This window comes from Micromonospora sp. CA-269861, assembly GCF_050948505.1.
Taxonomy (GTDB): Bacteria; Actinomycetota; Actinomycetes; order Mycobacteriales; family Micromonosporaceae; genus Micromonospora.
Map to the genome: position 1 here is coordinate 5,024,410 of NZ_CP192014.1, position 19,998 is coordinate 5,044,407.

17 protein-coding genes and 1 pseudogene are annotated in these 19,998 nt (G+C 70.6%); 7 read left to right on the forward strand and 11 right to left on the reverse strand.

The features are described from left to right. Window positions 1-89: 89 nt before the first annotated feature. The 8 genes from ACQP0U_RS22875 to ACQP0U_RS22910 form a co-directional block, all read right to left on the reverse strand. Window positions 90-539: a metal-sulfur cluster assembly factor gene (locus tag ACQP0U_RS22875; protein ID WP_433310526.1), complete on the reverse strand. Its 450-nt coding sequence runs from the start codon at window positions 537-539 to the stop codon at window positions 90-92. A gap of 76 nt (window positions 540-615) precedes the next feature. Next, on the reverse strand, window positions 616-1,089 hold the full coding sequence (sufU, locus tag ACQP0U_RS22880) for a Fe-S cluster assembly sulfur transfer protein SufU (protein WP_387171343.1): 474 nt from the start codon (window positions 1,087-1,089) through the stop codon (window positions 616-618). Further along, window positions 1,089-2,393 (reverse strand): cysteine desulfurase, encoded by a 1,305-nt coding sequence (locus ACQP0U_RS22885; RefSeq protein ID WP_433310530.1) that lies wholly within the window; start codon window positions 2,391-2,393, stop codon window positions 1,089-1,091. The genes sufU and ACQP0U_RS22885 overlap by 1 nt, the downstream gene beginning before the upstream one ends. 20 nt (window positions 2,394-2,413) lie before the next feature. Next, entirely contained in the window at window positions 2,414-3,187 is a 774-nt protein-coding gene (sufC, locus tag ACQP0U_RS22890; RefSeq protein WP_238682679.1) for a Fe-S cluster assembly ATPase SufC, read from the reverse strand. Then, complete coding sequence (locus ACQP0U_RS22895) at window positions 3,187-3,513, reverse strand: non-heme iron oxygenase ferredoxin subunit (RefSeq protein WP_091403693.1); 327 nt, start codon at window positions 3,511-3,513, stop codon at window positions 3,187-3,189. The genes sufC and ACQP0U_RS22895 overlap by 1 nt, the downstream gene beginning before the upstream one ends. Then, complete coding sequence (gene sufD / locus ACQP0U_RS22900) at window positions 3,513-4,655, reverse strand: Fe-S cluster assembly protein SufD (RefSeq protein ID WP_433310533.1); 1,143 nt, start codon at window positions 4,653-4,655, stop codon at window positions 3,513-3,515. The genes ACQP0U_RS22895 and sufD overlap by 1 nt, the downstream gene beginning before the upstream one ends. Before the next feature lie 88 nt (window positions 4,656-4,743). Continuing rightward, on the reverse strand, window positions 4,744-6,174 hold the full coding sequence (sufB, locus tag ACQP0U_RS22905; RefSeq protein WP_091403689.1) for a Fe-S cluster assembly protein SufB: 1,431 nt from the start codon (window positions 6,172-6,174) through the stop codon (window positions 4,744-4,746). Continuing rightward, window positions 6,171-6,971, reverse strand: coding sequence for a helix-turn-helix transcriptional regulator (locus tag ACQP0U_RS22910; RefSeq protein WP_433310536.1), 801 nt, complete (start codon window positions 6,969-6,971; stop codon window positions 6,171-6,173). The genes sufB and ACQP0U_RS22910 overlap by 4 nt, the downstream gene beginning before the upstream one ends. Window positions 6,972-7,069: 98 nt before the next feature. Here ACQP0U_RS22910 and ACQP0U_RS22915 point away from each other — a divergent pair, with 98 nt between their 5' ends. Beyond that, window positions 7,070-8,035: a COX15/CtaA family protein gene (locus ACQP0U_RS22915; RefSeq protein WP_433310539.1), complete on the forward strand. Its 966-nt coding sequence runs from the start codon at window positions 7,070-7,072 to the stop codon at window positions 8,033-8,035. 632 nt (window positions 8,036-8,667) lie between these two features. On the opposite strand, the gene ACQP0U_RS22920 is transcribed toward ACQP0U_RS22915, so the two are convergent. The 3 genes from ACQP0U_RS22920 to ACQP0U_RS22930 form a co-directional block, all read right to left on the reverse strand. Further along, on the reverse strand, window positions 8,668-9,588 hold the full coding sequence (locus ACQP0U_RS22920) for an ATP-grasp domain-containing protein (RefSeq protein ID WP_433310541.1): 921 nt from the start codon (window positions 9,586-9,588) through the stop codon (window positions 8,668-8,670). Between the two features lie 13 nt (window positions 9,589-9,601). After that, window positions 9,602-9,937, reverse strand: coding sequence for a hypothetical protein (locus ACQP0U_RS22925; RefSeq protein ID WP_030491570.1), 336 nt, complete (start codon window positions 9,935-9,937; stop codon window positions 9,602-9,604). A 325-nt stretch (window positions 9,938-10,262) separates the two neighbouring features. Beyond that, a complete protein-coding gene (locus ACQP0U_RS22930; RefSeq protein ID WP_433310544.1) occupies window positions 10,263-11,216 on the reverse strand; it encodes a heme o synthase in 954 nt (317 codons plus the stop codon). Between the two features lie 266 nt (window positions 11,217-11,482). On the opposite strand from ACQP0U_RS22930, the gene tkt reads away from it, so the two are divergent. The 6 genes and pseudogenes from tkt to pgl all read left to right on the forward strand — a co-directional run bounded on the left by tkt (window position 11,483) and on the right by pgl (window position 19,996). Beyond that, a complete protein-coding gene (tkt, locus tag ACQP0U_RS22935; protein ID WP_433310547.1) occupies window positions 11,483-13,621 on the forward strand; it encodes a transketolase in 2,139 nt (712 codons plus the stop codon). Between the two features lie 15 nt (window positions 13,622-13,636). Further along, entirely contained in the window at window positions 13,637-14,812 is a 1,176-nt protein-coding gene (tal, locus tag ACQP0U_RS22940) for a transaldolase (protein ID WP_433310549.1), read from the forward strand. A 52-nt stretch (window positions 14,813-14,864) separates the two neighbouring features. Next, window positions 14,865-16,514, forward strand: coding sequence for a glucose-6-phosphate isomerase (locus tag ACQP0U_RS22945; protein WP_433310552.1), 1,650 nt, complete (start codon window positions 14,865-14,867; stop codon window positions 16,512-16,514). Between the two features lie 2 nt (window positions 16,515-16,516). Next, window positions 16,517-18,070: a glucose-6-phosphate dehydrogenase gene (zwf, locus tag ACQP0U_RS22950; RefSeq protein WP_433310555.1), complete on the forward strand. Its 1,554-nt coding sequence runs from the start codon at window positions 16,517-16,519 to the stop codon at window positions 18,068-18,070. Beyond that, a pseudogene (locus tag ACQP0U_RS22955) lies at window positions 18,067-19,082 on the forward strand (glucose-6-phosphate dehydrogenase assembly protein OpcA). The gene zwf and the pseudogene ACQP0U_RS22955 overlap by 4 nt, the downstream one beginning before the upstream one ends. Before the next feature lie 143 nt (window positions 19,083-19,225). Next, entirely contained in the window at window positions 19,226-19,996 is a 771-nt protein-coding gene (gene pgl / locus ACQP0U_RS22960; RefSeq protein WP_433310558.1) for a 6-phosphogluconolactonase, read from the forward strand. Window positions 19,997-19,998: the final 2 nt, after the last annotated feature.

Genomic DNA, 19,998 nt, shown 5'->3' on the forward strand with positions numbered 1-19,998 from the left:
CGATCCGTTCCACTACTTTTCCGCGTCGGCCTGGAACGCGTCGAGCGCGGCACCCGGACGGGTACCGCGCTCGACGAAGTGGGATCGGGTCAGACGTTGAAGCCGAGAGAGCGGAGCTGGTCCCGACCCTCGTCAGTGATCTTGTCTGGGCCCCACGGCGGGAGCCACACCCAGTTGATCCGAATGTCGTTGACCAGGCCGCCGCCGGGGCCGGTGGTCAGCGCCTGCCGGGTCTGGTCCTCGATGACGTCGGTCAGCGGGCAGGCCGCCGAAGTGAGCGTCATGTCCAGGGTGGCGACGTTCTCGTCGTCGACATGTACGCCGTACACGAGGCCCAGATCGACCACGTTGATGCCGAGCTCCGGGTCGACGACGTCCTTCATCGCCTCCTCGATATCGGCGATCATGGCCTTGCTGACGCCGCCCGCAGGGGCGGCGGCGTCACCGGTGGCATCGGTCGTCGCGGCGTCGGTCTGCGGCACCACAGTGGTGTCACCGGCCTCCGGCGTCGCCTCGGTAGCGGTATTCTCGCTGCTCATGCCGTCTCTCCGCTTCGCTCCATGACGCCATGAGGCACCATCGCGCGGCACCACTGACTCGCTCGCTGACGCTCGCTCATGCCTTCACCTCCGGGCTCACGCCCACACCGGCGCGTGCCGCGGCGTCCTTGAACGCCATCCACGGCAGCAGCGCGCACTTGACCCGGGCGGGGTAACGGGCCACACCCGCGAAAGCAACCCCGTCACCGAGCACGTCCTCGTCGGGCGTGACCTGGCCACGTCCGGACATCAACTCCACGAACGCCTCGTGCACCTCGAAAGCTTCCCCAGCGCCCCGACCGCGCAGCAACTCGTGCAGCACGCTCGCCGAGGCCTGGCTGATCGAGCAGCCCATCCCGTCGTACGAGATGTCGTGCAGCACCGTGCCGTCGGTGGCCACCCGGACGGTGACCTCGTCACCGCAGGTGGGGTTGACGTGATGCGCCTCCGCGACCCGGTCACCCGAGTCGTCGGCGTCGCGTAGGCCACGCCCGTGTGGGCGCTTGTAGTGGTCCAGGATGATCTCCTGGTAGAGCTGGTCAAGCTGCATCAGTCGAACACCTTCCGCACCTGCTCCAGACCGGCCACCAGAGCGTCGATCTCCTCGGTGGTGGTGTAGAGGTAGAACGAGGCCCGGGTCATGGCCGGGACGCCGAACCGGCTGCACACCGGCTTGGCACAGTGGTGGCCCACCCGCACCTGCACGCCGAGCGAGTCGAGCACCTGACCCACGTCGTGCGGGTGCACGTCACCCAGCGCGAACGAGATGGTGCCGCCCCTGCCCACCGGCACGGTCGGGCCGAAGATCCGCAGGTCCGGCACCGAGCCGAGAGCGTCCAGCGCGTACGCCGTCAGCTCCTTCTCGTGCCACTGGATGGCCTGCATGCCGATACCGGTCAGGTAGTCGACCGCCGCGCCGAGCGCGACCGCCTCGGCGATCGGCGGGGTGCCCGCCTCGAAGCGGGCCGGCGGCGCGGCGAACGTCGAGCGGGCCATGGTGACCGTCTCGATCATCGAACCGCCGCCGAAGACCGGCGGCATGGCCGCCAGCAGTTCACCCCGCCCCCAGAGCACGCCGATGCCGGTCGGACCGCACATCTTGTGCCCGGTGAAGACGATGAAGTCGGCGTCCAGGTCGACCACGTCGATGGGCAGGTGCGGCACCGACTGCGAGCAGTCCAGCAGCAGCAGCGCGCCCACCTCGCGGACCCGCGCGGTGATCCGGGAGGTGGCGTTGACAGTGCCGAGGATGTTGGACATGTGCACCAGCGAGACGATCTTCGTCCGCTCGGTGACCAGGTCCTCCAGGCCCGACTCGTCCAGCCGACCCTGGTCGGTGACCGGGAACCAGCGCAGGGTCGCGCCGGTCCGCTCGCAGAGCAACTGCCACGGGACGATGTTCGAGTGGTGCTCCATCTCGGAGATCACCACCTCGTCGCCCGGACCAAGCCGGAAACGGCTGTCGGCGTCCGGGCGCAGCGAGGCGTTCGAGAAGGCGTACGCCACGATGTTGATCGCCTCGGTGGAGTTCTTCGTGAACACCACCTCGTCGGTGCTCGGCGCGTGAATGAACGCGGCGAGCTTCGCCCGCGCCCCCTCGTACGCCTCGGTGGCCTCGGTGCCCAGGGTGTGCACCGAGCGCGACACGTTGGCGTTGTGCCGCGCGTAGTGCTCGTCGAGCACGTCGAGCACCTGGCGGGGTTTGTGCGAGGTGTTGGCGCTGTCGAGGTAGACCAGCGGGTGCCCGTTGATCTCCCGACCGAGGATCGGGAAGTCGGCGCGCACCCGGGCCACGTCGAAACGCGGCACGTCGTCGTACTGCGGCATCCCCGAGGGGATCGCGATGCTGGTCATCTCGGCAGCGCCTCTCCCACTCAGGCCTTGGCCGTGCCGGCCCCGGCGGCGTACCGCTCGTAGCCCTCGGCCTCGAGCTTGTCGGCCAACTCCGGGCCGCCCTGCTCGACGATCCGGCCGGCCACGAAGACGTGCACGAAGTCCGGCTTGATGTAGCGCAGGATCCGGGTGTAGTGAGTGATCAGCAGCACGCCGGTGTCGCCGTTGTCGCGGACCCGGTTGACGCCCTCGCTGACCACGCGCAGCGCGTCCACGTCGAGACCGGAGTCGGTCTCGTCGAGGATCGCGATCTTCGGCTTGAGCAGCTCCAGTTGGACGATCTCGTGCCGCTTCTTCTCACCACCGGAGAAGCCCTCGTTGACGTTGCGCTGGGCGAACGCCGGGTCCATCTGGAGGCGCTCCATCGCGCCGCGCAGCTCGCCACCCCAGGTACGGAGCTTCGGCGCCTCGCCGTCGATGGCGGTCTTCGCGGTCCGCAGGAAGTTCGCCACCGAGACGCCGGGCACCTCGACCGGGTACTGCATGGCCAGGAAGAGGCCGGCGCGGGCGCGCTCGTCGACAGTCATGGCCAGCACGTCCTGGCCGTCGAGGGTCACCGTGCCGCCGGTGATCTCGTACTTGGGGTGACCGGCGATCGAGTACGCCAGGGTGGACTTGCCGGAACCGTTCGGGCCCATGATCGCGTGGGTCTCCCCCGACTTCACGGTCAGGTCGACGCCGGCCAGGATCGGCTTGAGCTCACCCTCGGGCAGCTTGACCGACACCTTCAGGTCGCGGATCTCCAGGGTGCTCATTATCGGGTCACTCCATTACTCGGCGTCAGGCTGAGGTAGATGTCGCCGTCGCGGACTTCGACGGGGTAGACGGGGACTGGTTCGGTGGCGGGCAGGCCGGTCGGCTCGCCGGTACGCAGGTCGAAGCGCGAGCCGTGCAGCCAACACTCGAGCGTGCAGCCGTCGACCTCACCCTCGGAGAGGGCGACCGAGGCGTGCGAGCACTCGTCGTACGCGGCGTAGAAGCCGCCGTCCTCGCCGTGCACCAGTGCGATCGGCGTGCCGTCGACGTCCGCGCTGATCGCGGTGCCCTTCGGCACGTCCTCGGTGGAGCAGATTCGGATCATCAAGCGCCCGCCTTGGTCAGCCGGGCCTCGATCGCGTCGCCGAGGCTCTCGCGCAGCGACTCCACCGGGATCTTGTTGATCAGCTCGGCGAAGAAGCCACGGACCACCAGACGGCGGGCCTCACTCTCCGGAATGCCCCGGGCCATCAGGTAGAACAACTGCTCGTCATCGAAGCGGCCGGTTGCGCTGGCGTGGCCGGCGCCGGCGATCTCGCCGGTCTCGATCTCCAGATTGGGTACGGAGTCCGCGCGCGCGCCGTCGGTGAGCAGCAGGTTCCGGTTGATCTCGTACGTGTCGGTGCCTGTCGCCTCGGCCCGGATGAGGACGTCGCCCACCCAGACGGTGTGCGCGCTCTCGCCCTGCAGGGCGCCGCGGTAGCCGACGTAGCTGCGGCAGTCCGGAACGCTGTGGTCGACCAGCTGGCGGTGCTCCAGGTGCTGGCCGGAGTCGGCGAAGTAGACGCCGTACAGCTCGGCCTCACCACCGCGCCCGGTGTACTCCACGCTGGTGAACTGCCGGACCAGGTCGCCACCCAGGGACACCTGGATGTGGATGACCCTGGCGTCCCGGCCCAGCTTGATCTTCAGGTGCTGGGCCTGGACCGCGTCGTCGGCCCAGTCGGCGACAGTGACCAGCGTCAGCTTCGCGCCGTCGGCCACGGCGACCTCGACGTTGTCGGCCAGGGTGGCCGACCCGACATGCTCCAGAACCAGTGTCGCCTCGGCGAACCGGCCCACCTCGATGAAGGTGTGACCGAACGACGGCTGCTCGACGCCCTCGCCGACCACCCGCAGACGCACCGCCTCGCCGAGCACCACGTCCGGGGCAACCCGCAGCAGCAGGGCGTCGGCGGCGGCACCGTAGGCCAGCGCGCTGACCCGGTCGACCGGGGTCAGCACACTGCCGACCCGATCGTCGTCACGGCCGACACGTGTGATGGCGACGCCCTCGGGCAGGTCGCCGTACTCGTGGCGGACCGCGCCGCCTGCGGCCGGCGCCTCGCCGGTCAGGCCGCGGAGGCGCTTGAGCGGGGTGAAACGCCACTCCTCCTCCAGGCCGGTGAGGGCCGGGAAGTCGGCGACGTCGTACGAGCGCAGCGCCTGCGACTTGGTGCTGGGCGGCGCGGAAGCCTGGGTAGTCATTTCTTCCTTGGTCTGTCTGTTCCGTGACGACGAGTTGGGGCCGGGTGTGACGGGCCGAGGTTCCGGCCCGCCACGGGGTGCGGCGGCGTCAGCCGACCGCACCCTCCATCTGAAGCTCGATCAGGCGGTTGAGCTCCAGGGCGTACTCCATCGGAAGCTCCTTGGCGATCGGCTCGATGAAGCCGCGCACGATCATGGCCATCGCCTCGTCCTCGCTCAGACCCCGGCTCATCAGGTAGAAGAGCTGGTCGTCGCTGATCTTGGAGACGGTCGCCTCGTGCCCCATCGACACGTCGTCCTCGCGGATGTCGACGTACGGGTAGGTGTCCGAGCGGGAGATGGTGTCGACAAGCAGCGCGTCGCACTTGACAGTGCTGCGGCTGTGGTGCGAACCCTCCAGCACCTGCACCAGACCCCGGTACGAGGTGCGGCCGCCGCCACGGGCGATCGACTTCGACACGATGGTCGAGGAGGTGTGCGGCGCGGCGTGGACCATCTTGGCGCCGGCGTCCTGGTGCTGGCCCTCGCCGGCCATCGCCACCGAGAGCACCTCACCCTTGGCGTGCTCGCCGGTCATGTAGACCGCCGGGTACTTCATGGTCACCTTGGAGCCGATGTTGCCGTCGACCCACTCCATGGTCGCGCCCTCGTGGCAGACGGCGCGCTTGGTGACCAGGTTGTAGACATTGTTCGACCAGTTCTGGATGGTCGTGTAGCGGCAACGCGCGTTCTTCTTGACGATGATCTCCACGACCGCGCTGTGCAGCGAGTCGGAGGAGTAGAGCGGCGCGGTGCAGCCCTCGACGTAGTGCACGTACGCACCCTCGTCGACGATGATCAGCGTCCGCTCGAACTGGCCCATGTTCTCCGTGTTGATCCGGAAGTAGGCCTGCAGCGGGATCTCGACCTGCACGCCCTTCGGCACGTAGATGAACGAGCCACCGGACCACACGGAGGTGTTCAGGGCGGCGAACTTGTTGTCGCCGACCGGGATCACCGTGCCGAAGTACTCCTTGAAGACGTCCTCGTGCTCGCGCAGCGCCGTGTCGGTGTCCAGGAAGAGGACACCCTGCTCCTCAAGATCCTCACGAATCTTGTGGTAGACGACCTCCGACTCGTACTGCGCCGCGACACCGGCGACCAGCCGCTGCTTCTCCGCCTCCGGGATGCCCAGCCGGTCGTAGGTGTTCTTGATGTCCTCGGGCAGGTCCTCCCAGCTGGTGGCCTGCTTCTCGGTCGACCGCACGAAGTACTTGATGTTGTCGAAGTCGATCCCGGTGAGGTCCGCGCCCCAGGCCGGCATCGGCTTACGGCCGAACAGCCGCAGGCCCTTCAACCGCAGGTCGAGCATCCACGCCGGCTCGTTCTTCTTGGCCGAGATGTCCCGCACCACCGCCTCGTTGATGCCGCGCTGGGCAACCGCCCCGGCGGCGTCCGGGTCGGACCAGCCGTACTCGTACCGGCCCAGGGCGGCGAGCTGCTCTTCCTGGGTCAGGGGCTGGACGATCTGCTCGGTCATCTATCTGTCCTCACAGTGGTTACGGGATTACCGGATTGAGCGCGGCCCGGCTGGGTCGGGATGTGCGTGGTGCACACCCCGTCGCCGTGCGCGATGGTGGCCAGACGCTGCACGTGGGTGCCGACCAGACGGGAGATAACCGCGGTCTCGGCCTCGCACAGCTGGGGAAACTCGGCGGCCACGTGCGCCACCGGGCAGTGGTGCTGACAGAGCTGGCCGCCGGAAGCGATCGTGGTCGCATTGGCAGCGTAACCCTCGGCCGTGAGCGCTGCGGCGAGTGCCTCGGCTCGGGCGAGAGGGTCGTCGCCGGCGTCCTCCATGGCCGCCCGACAACGGGACTCGAGAGCGGACACCTGCTCGGTGGCGAACGCCTCGACCGCGCCCGAGCCGCCGCTGCGGGCGATCCACCGCAGCGCGGCGGTGGCCATGTTGTCGTAGTGGTGTGTGCCACAGCGGACCCGGGCGGCCTCGGTCAGCAGGAACACCTTGGCCGGGCGCCCCCGACCGCGACTGCCCTGCACGGTCTGCTCGCGGGCGAAGACGTCACCGTCCGCGAGCATCGCGTCCAGGTGCCGGCGGATCGCCGCCGGGCTGAGCCCGAGCGCCGCGCCAAGCTGCGCGGCGGTGGTGGCACCCTGCTCCAGCAGCAACTGGGTGACCCGATCCCGGGTGGAGATCTCGGCCGCCGCCGGCCCGGCGAGACCGGCCGACGTGGTCACGGCGGGCGCGGACGCGGGCGCACCGAGGGCCGGTACGGCCGTCGGTTGGTGCCCGGAGAGCGCCGCCGCGTTTTTCACAACGCCAACGTTACGTAATTACCCGGAGGGTCGCAAACCCGGGCCCCGGTGATCCGAACCACCGAGCCGACGGAGTCGGACGAACCTCGATCACTACGGTGCGTAGGATTTGCGCCGTGAACCGAATCGTCCGTCCGGTCTCCGGCATCCTGCTGCGCCGCCTCGCGCTCGCCTCGATCATCGCGAACGTGGGCATCGTCGTCACCGGCGGGGCCGTCCGGTTGACCGCCTCGGGCCTCGGCTGCCCCACCTGGCCCCGGTGCACCGACGATTCCTACGTCACCACGCCCGAGATGGGCGTGTACGGGGTGATCGAGTTCAGCAACCGGATGCTGACCTTCGCGGTGGGTCTGATCGCCCTGGCCACCGTGCTGGCCGTGCTGGCCCACAGGCCCCGCCGACCCGGGCTCCTCGCGCTGGCCGTGGCGGTGTTCCTGGGCATTCCCGCCCAGGCGGTGATCGGCGGCATCACCGTGCTGACCAACCTCAACCCGTGGGTGGTCGGCCTACACTTCCTCGCCTCGATGGCGGTGATCGCCGCCGCGTACGCCCTCTGGCGGCGCATCGTCGACCCCGACGGCCCGGTCCTGCCCGTGGTGCCCACACCGCTACGCGCGCTGGCCCGGATCACCACCGGCGTCAGCGTCGCGGTGCTGGTCATCGGCACCTGGGTCACCGGCAGCGGCCCACACGCCGGCGACCACGGCGCCGCCCGCAACGGCCTCGACCCGGAAACGATCTCGCAGGTGCACGCCGACGCGGTCTTCCTGCTCGTCGGCCTCTCGGTGGCGCTCATCTTCGCGTTCCGCGCCGTCGGTGCCCAGCGGGCCACCCGCGCCGCGATCATCCTGCTCGCCGTCGAGTTGGGGCAGGGCGTGATCGGCTTCGTGCAGTACTTCACCCACGTACCGGCGCTCCTGGTCGGCGCGCACATGTTCGGTTCCTGCCTGGTGCTGCTGGCCACCCTGTCGGTGCAGTGGTCCACCCGGGAACGCCGCCCGGTCGCGCCGGCAACCCAGGCCACCCCGACCGACACCGCCACCCCGGTACCAGTCACCGCCTGACCGCTTGGCCGCGTTGCGGCCATGGCCGCCGCCCTGCCGCCACCGTCGCACTGGTCGCGCTGGCCGCCCTGGTCGCCCGGCCGCCTCGGTCGCCTCGGTCGCCTCGGTCGCCTCGGTCGCCTCGGTCGCCTCGGTCGCCTCGGTCGCCTCGGTCGCCTCGGTCGCCTCGGTCGCCTCGGTCGCCTCGGTCGCCTCGGTCGCCCGGCGCCCGGCGCCCGGCGCCCGGCGCCCCGCGCCCCGCGCCCCGCGCCCCGCGCCCCGCGCCCCGCGCCCCGCGCCCCGCGCCCCGCGCCCCGCGCCCCGCGCCCCGCGCCCCGCGCCCCGCGCCCCGCGCCCCGCGCCCCGCGCCCCGCGCCCCGCGCCAAGATCTAGGCAACTTCCGCGATGTTGCTGCCTCCGACACGCCAGCGACAGCAACATCCCTGATGTTGCGCGGATCTTGACGACGAACGCCCCCGAGAGGCCAAGCGCGCGGTGTGCACGGCCCACGGCCGCCACGGTCATGCTCGATCCTGGTTGTAGTGGCATCACCGGCACGCCGATACCACTACATCCTGGATCTTGCGCGATCTTGCCGGCGCGCGACGTTCCCCACGGCCCGCAAGATCCGGACTCCGCGGGGGATGACGGGGTCAGCGGTTGTGGGTCAGGTGGGTGGTGATCGCGGTGGCGAAGCGGTCGGGGGCTCCGTCCGCGTACCCGAGGAAGAGCGACGGCTCGGTCAGCTCCAGCTCGACCAGGACCGGCTCGCCGCCGGGGCCGGGGATCAGGTCGACCCGGGCGTAGAGCAGCTGTCGGGTGCCACCGGGCACCGCCGCGAGGGTCCGTTCGGCCACTGCCAGCTGTTCGGGTCGGGCGGTGCGGGCGGTGATCTCTTCGGTCTTGTAGAGCCCGTCCGGGCCGAGGTCCGGCCCGGTCAGCATCGGACCCTTGCGGATCGCGTGGCTGAACGTGAGCCCCTCGGGGCCGGCCAGGAAGAGCAGTGCCGTCTCGCCCTCGGTGTCGACGGCACGCAGGTACGGCTGGAGCATGGTCACCCGGCCGGCCTCGGAGAGCCGGCGAACGTGCGCGGCGGCCAGGTCCCGATGCTCCGGGTCGGCCAGGTCGTACCGGCCGGTGTCCTGGCTGCCGGCGCTGACCGAGGGCTTGAGCACGTACTCGCCGGCCTCGGCGGGCGGCTGCCAGCTCTCCCCCGGCTCGATCCACGACGTCGGCACGGTCGGCACCCCGGCGGCGCTCAGCTCGGCGAGGTAGCGCTTGTCGGTGTTCCAGCGGACCACGTCGGCCGGGTTGGCCAGCGCGGGAACGGTGGCCGCCCAGGCCACGAACTCGTCGATGCGTAGCGCGTAGTCCCAGGGTGAGCGGAGCACGACCAGGTCGTAGGACGACCAGTCGACGTCGGGGTCGTCCCAGCTGACGCTGTGGACGGCGACCCCGCGGGCCGCAAGCGGGGCGAGGACCAGCCGGTCGTCCGGGTCGAGGTCGGCCAGGTCGGCGCAGGTAACGAGAGCGACCCGGGGTTCCCCCCGGGTCGACTGGTGGTGTGTGGTCAATTCAGCTCTTTATTCAGCGGGCCATCGTGCGCCGGGCCATCGACCGCCAGAGGTCGTTGCTCGGACGCATCTGGTCCATTAGTTCACGCTCCCAGGCGTTCTCGACGGTGACTCCCGCCTTGGCGCACGCCTCCCGGGCGGTGACGGTGTCGTCGGCGAACTGGTCGCCCCACTCACCGTCGGACCCCACCAGGACGATCCGTGCGCCACGCTTGCCGACGTACTCGATGACCGCCTTCGCGCCGCCGTGCCCGGCGGCGAACGCCTTGAGGCCCGCGACCAGGCCGTGGGGCGCCTGCTCGCCGGCGGTCTGCTCGGCCGTCAGCGTCGTATCGGAACCATCTGCCATGACGCGAAGCCTAAGCAGAGTTGCACCCCGTCGGGCGAGAACCATGAAGCTTTTGTGATGCCAATTACCTACAGGTTTAAGGATGACCACAGGTTTGCTGTCCGTTTATATCAGGACTTTTGCGCTCAAAGCACGTCGGCAAATCCGCCTCGAAGCACCCCGAGTTGAGCCGATCCGACTCATGCTGAAAGTTACTCTGATGTGACGTTAAACCCGGACATCTCATCCACGTACATCATTAGTCAGTAGATCATCGGTGCCATCCGCCGCCGGACAGAGCCACGACCGAGCCACCGGGCAGCGCCGGGGCGTACCGGGACGGGGGTCAGATCAGCGCGTCGAGCGCGACGGCCACGAAGACGATCGTCAGGTACGTCGTCGACCAGTGGAACAGCCGCATCGGCTTGACCGCCTCGCCGCGCGTCGCGCGCCGGCAGAGCCGGTGTGCCTCGACCACGAAGATGGCACCCACCACCAGCGTCGGCACGCCGTAGATCGCGCTGAGCCCCAGCGGCCAGACAGCCAGGGAGGTGAGCACGGTGAGCCACGCGAAGATCAGGATCTCGGCGTTCACCCGGCGGATCGAGGCCACCACCGGCAGCATCGGGATGCCGGCCCGGGCGTAGTCGTCCTTGTACTTCATGGCGAGCGGGTAGAAGTGCGGCATCTGCCAGAAGAAGACCACCGCGAAGAGCCCCCAGGCGGCCGGCGCCAGCGAGCCGGTCACCGCCGCCCACCCGATCAGCACCGGCGCCGCACCGCAGGCGCCACCCCAGAAGGTGTTCGCCGGGGTGGAGCGCTTCAGCCACAGGGTGTAGACGAGGTCGTAGTAAGCGATCGCGGCGAGGGTCAGCCCGGCGGCGAGCAGATTGGTGAACGCCGCCATCAGGGCGACCGACACCGCCGCCAGCACCAGACCGAAGATCAGCGCGTTTCGCGGCGACACGGTGTGCGCCGGCAGCGGCCGACGCTTGGTACGCCGCATCAACTGGTCGATGTCGCGGTCGATGTAGCAGTTGAGGACGCTGGCCGCGCCGGCGGCGAGCGAGCCACCGATCAGCACGACGGCCATCAGCCACAGCGACGGCAGCCCGCCCTCGGCGAGCATCATCGCCGGGATGGTGGTGACGAGCAGCAACTCGACGATCCGCGGCTTGGTGAGTGCCACATACGCGGAGAGAACCGCGCGTACGTCCCGCCGGGCCACCGGGCCCTCGGCCGCCCGCGCCGGGTGTTGCCCGGCCGGGTTGCTCGCGGGGCGCTCGGTGATCATGCTCACGGATTGCCACCTTCCGGCATCGGGCACGGGGAGTTCGGATCGGCCGGGACCACTCGGGTCCGCATACCGACCCACACACTACGCGTCGTCGTTTTGGCTGCCCGGCCGACCCGACAACGGTGCGGGCCGTCACACCACCGGGTTGAACCGAGCATCCGGATGGTCACGTAGCGCACACCATGCACAGATCCCTGGGCGCACGTTTAGGGACGCTCGATAAGGTCATCGGTGAGGGTTCCGCCCATCTGCCGAGGAGCACAACCATCGTGGCTGTTAAACGACCCGAGCACTCCGCACTGAACTGGTCCGACCTCGATCGCCGGGCCGTAGACACCGTCCGCGTGCTGGCCATGGACGCCGTAGAGAAATCCGGCAACGGCCACCCGGGCACCGCGATGAGCCTCGCGCCCGCGGCGTACCTCCTCTTCAACCGCGTCATGCGGCACAACCCGGCCGACCCGAACTGGCCCGGCCGCGACCGGTTCGTTCTCTCCGCCGGGCACTCCAGCCTGACGCTCTACATCCAGCTTTTCCTGTCCGGTTACCCGCTGAGCCTGGACGACCTGAAGTCGCTGCGGCAGTGGGGCTCGCAGACGCCGGGTCACCCGGAGCACGGGCACACCCCGGGCGTGGAGACCACGACCGGCCCGCTCGGGCAGGGTCTGGGCAACGCGGTCGGCATGGCCATGGCGGCCCGCCGTGAGCGCGGCCTGTTCGACCCCGAGGCCGAGCTCGGCGCGTCCGTCTTCGACCACGACATCTGGTGCATCGTCTCCGACGGTGACATCGAGGAGGGCATCAGCCACGAGGCCAGCTCCCTCGCCGGGCACCAGCAGCTCGGCAACCTCACGGTGATCTACGACGACAACGAGATCTCCATCGAGGACGACACCCGGATCGCCAAGAGCGAGGACGTGGCCGCCCGCTACGAGGCGTACGGCTGGCACGTGCAGACCGTCGACTGGCGCAGCGGCGACGCCGACCAGGGCGACTACCAGGAGGACGCCGAGGCGCTGTACGCGGCGCTGGTGGCCGCCAAGGCGGAGACCGGCCGTCCCTCCTTCATCGCGCTGCGCACCATCATCGGCTGGCCGGCACCGAACAAGCAGAACACCGGCAAGATCCACGGTTCGGCGCTCGGCGCCGACGAGGTGAAGGCCACCAAGCGGATCCTCGGCTTCGACCCCGAGCAGACCTTCCAGGTCGACGAGGAGGTGCTCAGCCACGCCCGCACGGTGATGGGGCGCGGCGACGCGGCCGAGCAGGAGTGGACCACCGCGTTCGACGCCTGGAAGAAGTCCAACCCGGAGCGCGTGGCGCTCTACGAGCGGTTGGCCGGCCACGTACTCCCCGACGGCTGGACCGACGCGTTGCCGGTCTTCCCCGCGGACGCCAAGGGTGTGGCCACCCGGGCCGCCTCCGGCAAGGTGCTGGAGGCGCTCGCGCCGGTGCTCCCGGAGCTGTGGGGCGGCTCGGCCGACCTGGCCGAGAGCAACAACACCACGATGAAGGGCGAACCGTCGTTCATCCCGGCCTCCCACGCCACCAAGGACTTCCCCGGCCACGAGTACGGCCGCACGCTGCACTTCGGCATTCGCGAGCACGCCATGGGCGCGATCCTCAACGGCATCGCCCTGCACGGCGGCACCCGCCCCTACGGCGGCACCTTCCTGGTCTTCAGCGACTACATGCGTCCGTCGGTGCGGCTGGCCGCGCTGATGAAGTTGCCGGTCACCTACGTCTGGACGCACGACTCGATCGGCCTCGGAGAGGACGGCCCGACCCACCAGCCGGTGGAGCACCTGACCGCGCTGCGGGCCATTCCCGGCCTGGACGTGGTCCGTCCGGCCGACGCCAACGAGACCGCCTGGGCCTGGCGGCAGGCTCTGGAGCACACCGACCGGCCGACCGCCATGGCGCTGAGCCGCCAGGCCCTCCCGACCCTGGACCGGAGCGTCCTGGGCGGCGCGGAGGGGGTCGCCAAGGGTGGCTACGTGTTGGCCGAGGCGTCCAACGGCAAGCCCCAGGTGATCATCGTCGGCACCGGTTCCGAGGTGCAGCTCTGCCTGACCGCCCGGGAGCGGCTGGAGGCCGACGGCACCCCGACGCGGGTCGTCTCGATGCCCTGCCAGGAATGGTTCTACGAGCAGGACGAGGCGTACCGGGAATCGGTGCTCCCCCGCGGGGTAAAGGCACGGGTGAGCGTGGAGGCGGGCATCGCGATGTCCTGGCGCGGCATCGTCGGTGACCTCGGCGAGAGCGTCAGTATCGAGCACTACGGCGCGAGCGCCCCGTACACCGTGCTCTTCGAGCAGTTCGGGTTCACCGGTGACCGGATCGTGGCGGCGGCACACGCCTCGCTGGCCCGGGTGGGCGACATCACCGGTTTCACGACCGGCAACTGAGGGAGCGTGGACGGCATGACGGACAGGCTGAGTGAGCTCACCGCCGCAGGCGTGGCGGTGTGGCTCGACGATCTTTCCCGGGTACGACTGAGCTCCGGCGGGCTGGACCAGCTCCGCCGCGAGAAGCACGTGGCCGGTGTCACCACCAACCCCACGATCTTCGCCAAGGCCCTGAGCGACGCCGACGAGTACAACTGGCAGCTGCGCGACCTCGCCACCCGTGGCGTCGAGGTCGAGGAGTCGGTGCGCATGCTCACCACGTACGACGTGCGGTGGGCCTGCGACGTGATGCGCCCGTCGTACGACGGCAGCGACGGTGTCGACGGTCGGGTCTCCATCGAGGTGGACCCCCGGGTGGCGCACAACAGCGACCGGACGGTGGCCGAGGCCAAGGCCCTGTGGTGGCTGGTGGACCGCCCCAACCTCTACATCAAGATCCCGGCCACCGAGGAGGGCCTGTCGGCGATCACCGACACGCTGGCCGAGGGGATCAGCGTCAACGTGACGCTGATCTTCGGTCTGGATCGCTACTCGGCGGTCATGGAGGCGTTCCTCGCCGGTCTGGAGCAGGCCAAGGCCAACGGCCACGACCTGTCGAAGATCGGCTCGGTGGCGTCGTTCTTCGTCTCCCGGGTCGACTCCGAGGTCGACAAGAGGCTGGAGAAGGTCGGCTCCGACCAGGCCAAGGCTCTCAAGGGCAAGGCCGCCATCGCCAACGCGCAGCTGGCGTACGAGCGCTACTCCGAGGTGTTCTCCTCCGACCGCTGGAAGGCGCTCGCCGCCGCCGGCGCGCACCCGCAGCGGCCGCTGTGGGCGTCCACCTCGACGAAGAACCCGGACTACCGGGACGTCATCTACGTCGAGGAGCTGATCGCGCCCGGCACTGTCAACACCATGCCGGAGTCGGTCATCCACGCGTACGCCGATCACGGCGAGACCCGCGGCGACACCATCACCGGCGCCTACGACGCGGCCCGGAAGGTCTTCGCCGACCTGGAGTCGGTCGGGGTGGACATGGACGACGTGATCGTCACCCTGGAGCGCGAGGGCGTGGAGAAGTTCGAGGCCAGCTGGCAGGAGCTGCTCGACGGGGTCCGCAAGTCCCTGGAGGCGGCGGCGAAGGGCACAGGCGCTCCGAACAAGGCGGCCAAGGGCAACGCCAAGAACGCCGAGAAGGCCGGTGGCGCATGAGCGGGCGAATCAGCAATCTCGGCGCAGCAGTGCAGCGAAGCGGAGTGACGGCATGAGTGACCTACTCGCTGGGCCGGTGGAGGCAGCCGCCGGGCTCGCCGTGTACGGCGCGGACGCGGTCGACAAGGCCGCGCCCGCCTCGACCCGGGACGCGCTGGTCAAGGCCGGCGTCCCGGGCAAGCTGGCGGGCAAGGACGCGAGCCTGTGGGGTCCGGACGCCGAGGCCGAGGCGAAGATCCGGCTGGGCTGGGTGGACACCCACCGGCGCAGCCGTGAGCTGCTCGTGCAGTTGGCCGAGCTGACCGCGGAGCTGGCCGACCTGGATCACGTGGTGCTCGCCGGCATGGGCGGCTCGTCGCTCGCGCCCGAGGTGATCACCCGGACGCTGGGTCGCCCGCTGACCGTGCTGGACACCACCGACCCGGGCCAGGTCCGGGCGGCGCTCGGTGACCGGCTGGAGCGCACCGTCGTGGTGGTGGCCAGCAAGTCCGGGTCGACGGTGGAGACCGACAGCCACCGGCGCGCGTACTGGCAGGCGTTCCTGGACGCCGGGATGACCGAGGCGGAGGCCGGCCGGCACTTCGTCATCGTCACCGACCCGGGTTCGCCGCTGGAGGCCACCGCGGCCGAGATGGGCGCGTTCACAGTGCTCGCCGACCCGAACGTCGGCGGCCGGTACTCGGCGCTCACCGCGTTCGGTCTGGTGCCCTCGGCGCTGGCCGGGGTCGAGGTCGCGGAGCTGCTCGACCAGGCCGACGCGCTTGCCACATCGCTCGGCGCGGACCAGAACAACCCGGCGCTGGCGTTGGGTGCCGCCCTGGGCGCCGCGGCCACGCTGGCCCGGGACAAGGTCGCGCTGATCTCCGACGGCACCGGCATCGACGGGCTCGGCGACTGGGCCGAGCAGCTGATCGCCGAGTCGACAGGCAAGGCCGGGGTGGGCATCCTCCCGGTGGTCGTGGAGTCCCCGCAGAGCCCCGGTGCCACCGGCGCGGACGTGCTGACCGTCAGTTACGGCGGCGCGCTGGCCCCCGGTGACATGCCGGGCGGCGGCGCCGCCCCGGACGTGGCGGTCAACGGCCCGCTGGGCGCACAGTTCCTGGCCTGGGAGTACGCCACCGCGGTGGCCGGCGTGGTGCTCGGCATCGACCCGTTCAACCAGCCGAACGTCACCGAGTCCAAGGAGAACACCAACAAGATCCTGGCCTCGGGCCTGCCGGCGGAGACGCCGTCGTTCACCGAGGGCGCGATCGAGGTGTACGCCCCGCAGGGCGCCCCCGGGGACCTGGCCGGGGTGCTGCGCTGGCTGCTCGACGGGCTGGGCGACGACGGTTACCTCGCGGTGATGGCGTACCTCGACCGGTTCGCCGACGCCGACACGGCCCGGCTGCGGTCGCTGCTGGCCCAGGCGGGCGGGCGGCCGGTCACCTTCGGCTGGGGTCCCCGGTTCCTGCACTCCACCGGCCAGTACCACAAGGGCGGTCCGCAGGTGGGCAGCTACCTCCAGGTCACCGGCGCTGTCGCCGAGGACCTGGCGGTGCCGGGCAAGCCGTACACCTTCGGTGAGCTGCAGGCGGCGCAGGCCGCCGGGGACCGGCAGGCCCTCGCCGGTCGGGAGCGGCCGGTGCTGCGGTTGCACCTGACCGACCGGGCCGCCGGTGTCGCCCAACTACTGGACGCGGCAGGTGATCTGCGGGCGTGAGGATGGACGACGTGACTGAAGCGGAGCGAGGAGGCGGTTCGGTGAACCCGCTGCGCGACCCCCAGGACCGCCGGTTGCCCCGGATCCCCGAGCCCTGCGCTCTGGTGATCTTCGGGGTGACCGGCGACCTGGCCCGCAAGAAGCTGCTCCCCGCGGTCTACGACCTGGCCAACCGGGGGCTGCTGCCGCCGGGTTTCGTGGTGCTCGGTTTCGCGCGCCGCGACTGGGGTGACGGCGACTTCGAGACGTTGGCCTGCGAGGCTGCCCGCAAGCACGCCCGCACCCCGTGGCGGGACGAGGTGTGGGCGCGGCTCGCCGGCAACATCAAGTTCGTCGGTGGGTCGTTCGACGACGACGCCGCCTTCGACACCCTCGCCTCGACGCTCGACGATCTGCGGCAGACCCACGGCATCACCGGCAACGCGGCGTTCTACTTCTCCATCCCGCCGGCCGCGTTCCCCGTCGTGCTCAAGCAGCTGGCCCGCACCGGGATGGCCGACAACGACAAGTCCGGCGGTTGGCGCCGGGTCGTGGTGGAGAAGCCGTTCGGCAACGACCTGCCGTCGGCGAAGGCGCTCAACGATCTCGTCGACGACGTGTTCACCAGCCAGGACGTCTTCCGGATCGATCACTACCTGGGCAAGGAGACGGTTCAGAACATCCTCGCCCTGCGGTTCGCCAACAACCTGTTCGAGCCGCTGTGGAACTCCAAGTACGTCGACTCGGTGCAGATCACCATGGCGGAGGACGTCGGCATCGGCACCCGCGCCGGCTTCTACGACACCGTCGGCACCGCCCGCGACGTCCTGCAGAACCACCTCCTGCAACTCCTCGCCCTGGTGGCGATGGAGGAGCCGACCAGCTTCGACGCCGACGAGATCCGGGCCGAGAAGCTGAAGGTGCTCAAGGCCATCACCCTGCCCAAGGACGTCGCCCGGGACACCGTCCGCGGCCAGTACCTGCCCGGCTGGGTCGGCGGCGAACGCGCTGTCGGTTACCTGGACGAGCGGGACGTCCCCACCGACTCGACCACCGAGACGTACGTGGCGGTGCGGCTGGGCATCCAGAACCGCCGCTGGGCGGAGGTCCCGTTCTACATCCGGGCGGGCAAGCGGCTGCCCCGGCGGGTCACCGAGGTCGCCATCATGTTCAAGAAGGCGCCGCACCTGCCGTTCAACGACGCCGACATGGAGTCGCTGGGCAACAACCAGCTGGTTATCCGGGTGCAGCCGGACGAGGGTGTGGTGCTCAAGTTCGGCTCGAAGGTGCCGGGCACGACCATGGAGGTCCGCGACATCGCGATGGACTTCCAGTACGGCGAGGCGTTCACCGAGTCCAGCCCCGAGGCGTACGAGCGTCTGGTGCTGGACGTGCTGATCGGCGATCGCACCCTGTTCCCGGACGCGGCAGAGGTCGAGCAGAGCTGGCAGGTGATCGACCCGCTGGAGCACGCCTGGGAGGGCACCACCCCGGAGCCGTACCGGGCCGGCGAGTGGGGCCCACGGGCCTCCGACGAGATGCTGGCCCGCGAGGGTCGCGCCTGGAGACGAGCATGATCGGGCTGTGGGACACCACCGGCAACGAGGTGGTCAAGGCGCTCGCCGCCGAGCGGCGCAGCGCCGGCGGGGTGGCCAGCGGTATGGCGCTCACCCTCATCGTGGTCGTGGACGAGAAGCGGGTCCGGGAGGCGGAGGCCGCGGCGACGATCGCCGCCGCCGCGCACCCGTGCCGGCTCGTGGTGGTGGTGCGCTCGGAGATCGAGCGGGACCGTAACCGACTGGACGCGGAGATCGTCGTCGGTGGCCGACTCGGCCCGTGCGAGGCGGTGGTCACCCGGATGTACGGCCGGCTGGCCCTGCACGCCGAGTCGGTAGTGATGCCGCTGCTCGTTCCCGACGTGCCGGTGGTCACCTGGTGGCACGGCGAGCCGCCGGCGGAGATCGCCACCGACTTCCTCGGGGTGGTGGCCGACCGGAGGATCACCGACTCCGCGCAGGCGGCCGACCCGGTGGAGGCGCTGCGGCAGCGTGCCCGGGACTACGCCCCGGGCGACACCGACCTGGCGTGGACCCGGATCACCCCGTGGCGCACCCTGGTCGCCGGGGCGTTCGACACCACCAGCGCCCAGGTCACCGAGGCGACAATCGTCGCGCCGGCAACCGATCCGACGGCGGCGCTGATGGCCGGTTGGCTGTCCAGCCGGCTCGGCATCACCCCACGCCGGGTGGACAGCGACGAGTTCCCCCGGATGCGGGAGGTGCAGCTCAGCTGCGCCAACGGCGACCAGCTGACGCTGACCCGCGAGGACAGCATGGCCGTGTTCCGGCGCACCGGCCAGGACGACCGGGCCCTGCCGCTGGTCCGCCGCCCGCTCGGCGACGAGCTGGCCGAGGAGCTGCGCCGTCTGGACGCCGACCAGGTGTACGCGGAGGCGCTGGGCGCGACGGTCGGGCTGCGAGGGCTGGAGCAGCGCCCCCCCAGCGGGTCCACGTCTGGAAGGATCCGGCCACCGCGCAGCGCGCCGAGGCCGGGGTCACCGCGCACACCGGCACGAGCGGCGAGGGCTGAGCCCAGCCGGGGCACGACGTCGGGCAGGGCCGGTACGCACCGGCCCTGCCCCGCTACCTCCGGGGTTTCCGCCCCACCACCTCGGGCACACCGCCCCGGGCACGACAGCGACCGCCGCGCGGTCGGGAAACGAAGGCGCAACCATGAGTGAGGCGAGTGTCGCCGTCCACGCCGACGCCGACCTGTTGGCGCAGGCCGTGGCGGCCCGGTTGCTGGTGAAGCTGCTCGACGCCCAGGCCGACCGGGGCGAAGCCTCGGTGGTGCTCACCGGAGGTCGGGTCGCCGCTGCCGTCTACCGTGCGGTGGCGACGTTGCCGGCCCGCGACGCGGTGGACTGGTCCCGGGTCGACGTGTGGTGGGGCGACGAACGGTTCCTGCCCGCCGGTGACCCGGACCGCAACGAGACCCAGGCCCGCGCCGCCCTGCTGGACGTGGTGCCGCTGGCCCCGGCCCGGGTGCACGTGATGCCGGCCTCGGACGGCCCGGCCGGCAACGACCCCGAGGCGGCGGCTGCCGCGTACGCGGACGAGTTGGCACGCGCCGCCCGGCCCGGGCACGCCACACTGCCGCACTTCGACGTGCTGATGCTCGGCGTCGGCGAGGACGGGCACGTGGCCTCGGTCTTCCCCGAGCACCCGGTCGGCTACGAGACCCGGCCGGTCAGCGCGGTGCGGGGCAGCCCCAAGCCGCCGCCGACGCGGACCACCCTCACCCTGCCGGCGATCAACACCGCCGAGGAGGTCTGGCTGGTGGCCGCCGGCGCCGACAAGGCTCGCGCGGTGGGTATGGCGTTGGCCGGCGCCGGGCCGGTGCAGTTGCCGGCGGCCGGCGTACGTGGCGTGAACCGCACCCGCTGGCTGCTGGACCGGGCGGCGGCGGCCGACGTACCCGCCCGGCTGCGCAGCCTGCGCTGAGG

Excerpts from the sequence above, each read along its gene's own strand:
- zwf (WP_433310555.1), top strand. The coding sequence starts at position 16,517 with ATGGACGACGTGACTGAAGCGGAGCGAGGAGGCGGTTCGGTGAACCCG.
- sufC (WP_238682679.1), bottom strand. The coding sequence starts at position 3,187 with ATGAGCACCCTGGAGATCCGCGACCTGAAGGTGTCGGTCAAGCTGCCC.
- sufD (WP_433310533.1), bottom strand. The coding sequence starts at position 4,655 with ATGACTACCCAGGCTTCCGCGCCGCCCAGCACCAAGTCGCAGGCGCTG.
- tal (WP_433310549.1), top strand. The coding sequence starts at position 13,637 with ATGACGGACAGGCTGAGTGAGCTCACCGCCGCAGGCGTGGCGGTGTGG.
- ACQP0U_RS22895 (WP_091403693.1), bottom strand. The coding sequence starts at position 3,513 with ATGATCCGAATCTGCTCCACCGAGGACGTGCCGAAGGGCACCGCGATC.
- ACQP0U_RS22875 (WP_433310526.1), bottom strand. The coding sequence starts at position 539 with ATGAGCAGCGAGAATACCGCTACCGAGGCGACGCCGGAGGCCGGTGAC.
- pgl (WP_433310558.1), top strand. The coding sequence starts at position 19,226 with ATGAGTGAGGCGAGTGTCGCCGTCCACGCCGACGCCGACCTGTTGGCG.
- ACQP0U_RS22925 (WP_030491570.1), bottom strand. The coding sequence starts at position 9,937 with ATGGCAGATGGTTCCGATACGACGCTGACGGCCGAGCAGACCGCCGGC.
- sufB (WP_091403689.1), bottom strand. The coding sequence starts at position 6,174 with ATGACCGAGCAGATCGTCCAGCCCCTGACCCAGGAAGAGCAGCTCGCC.
- sufU (WP_387171343.1), bottom strand. The coding sequence starts at position 1,089 with ATGCAGCTTGACCAGCTCTACCAGGAGATCATCCTGGACCACTACAAG.
- ACQP0U_RS22885 (WP_433310530.1), bottom strand. The coding sequence starts at position 2,393 with ATGACCAGCATCGCGATCCCCTCGGGGATGCCGCAGTACGACGACGTG.
- ACQP0U_RS22945 (WP_433310552.1), top strand. The coding sequence starts at position 14,865 with ATGAGTGACCTACTCGCTGGGCCGGTGGAGGCAGCCGCCGGGCTCGCC.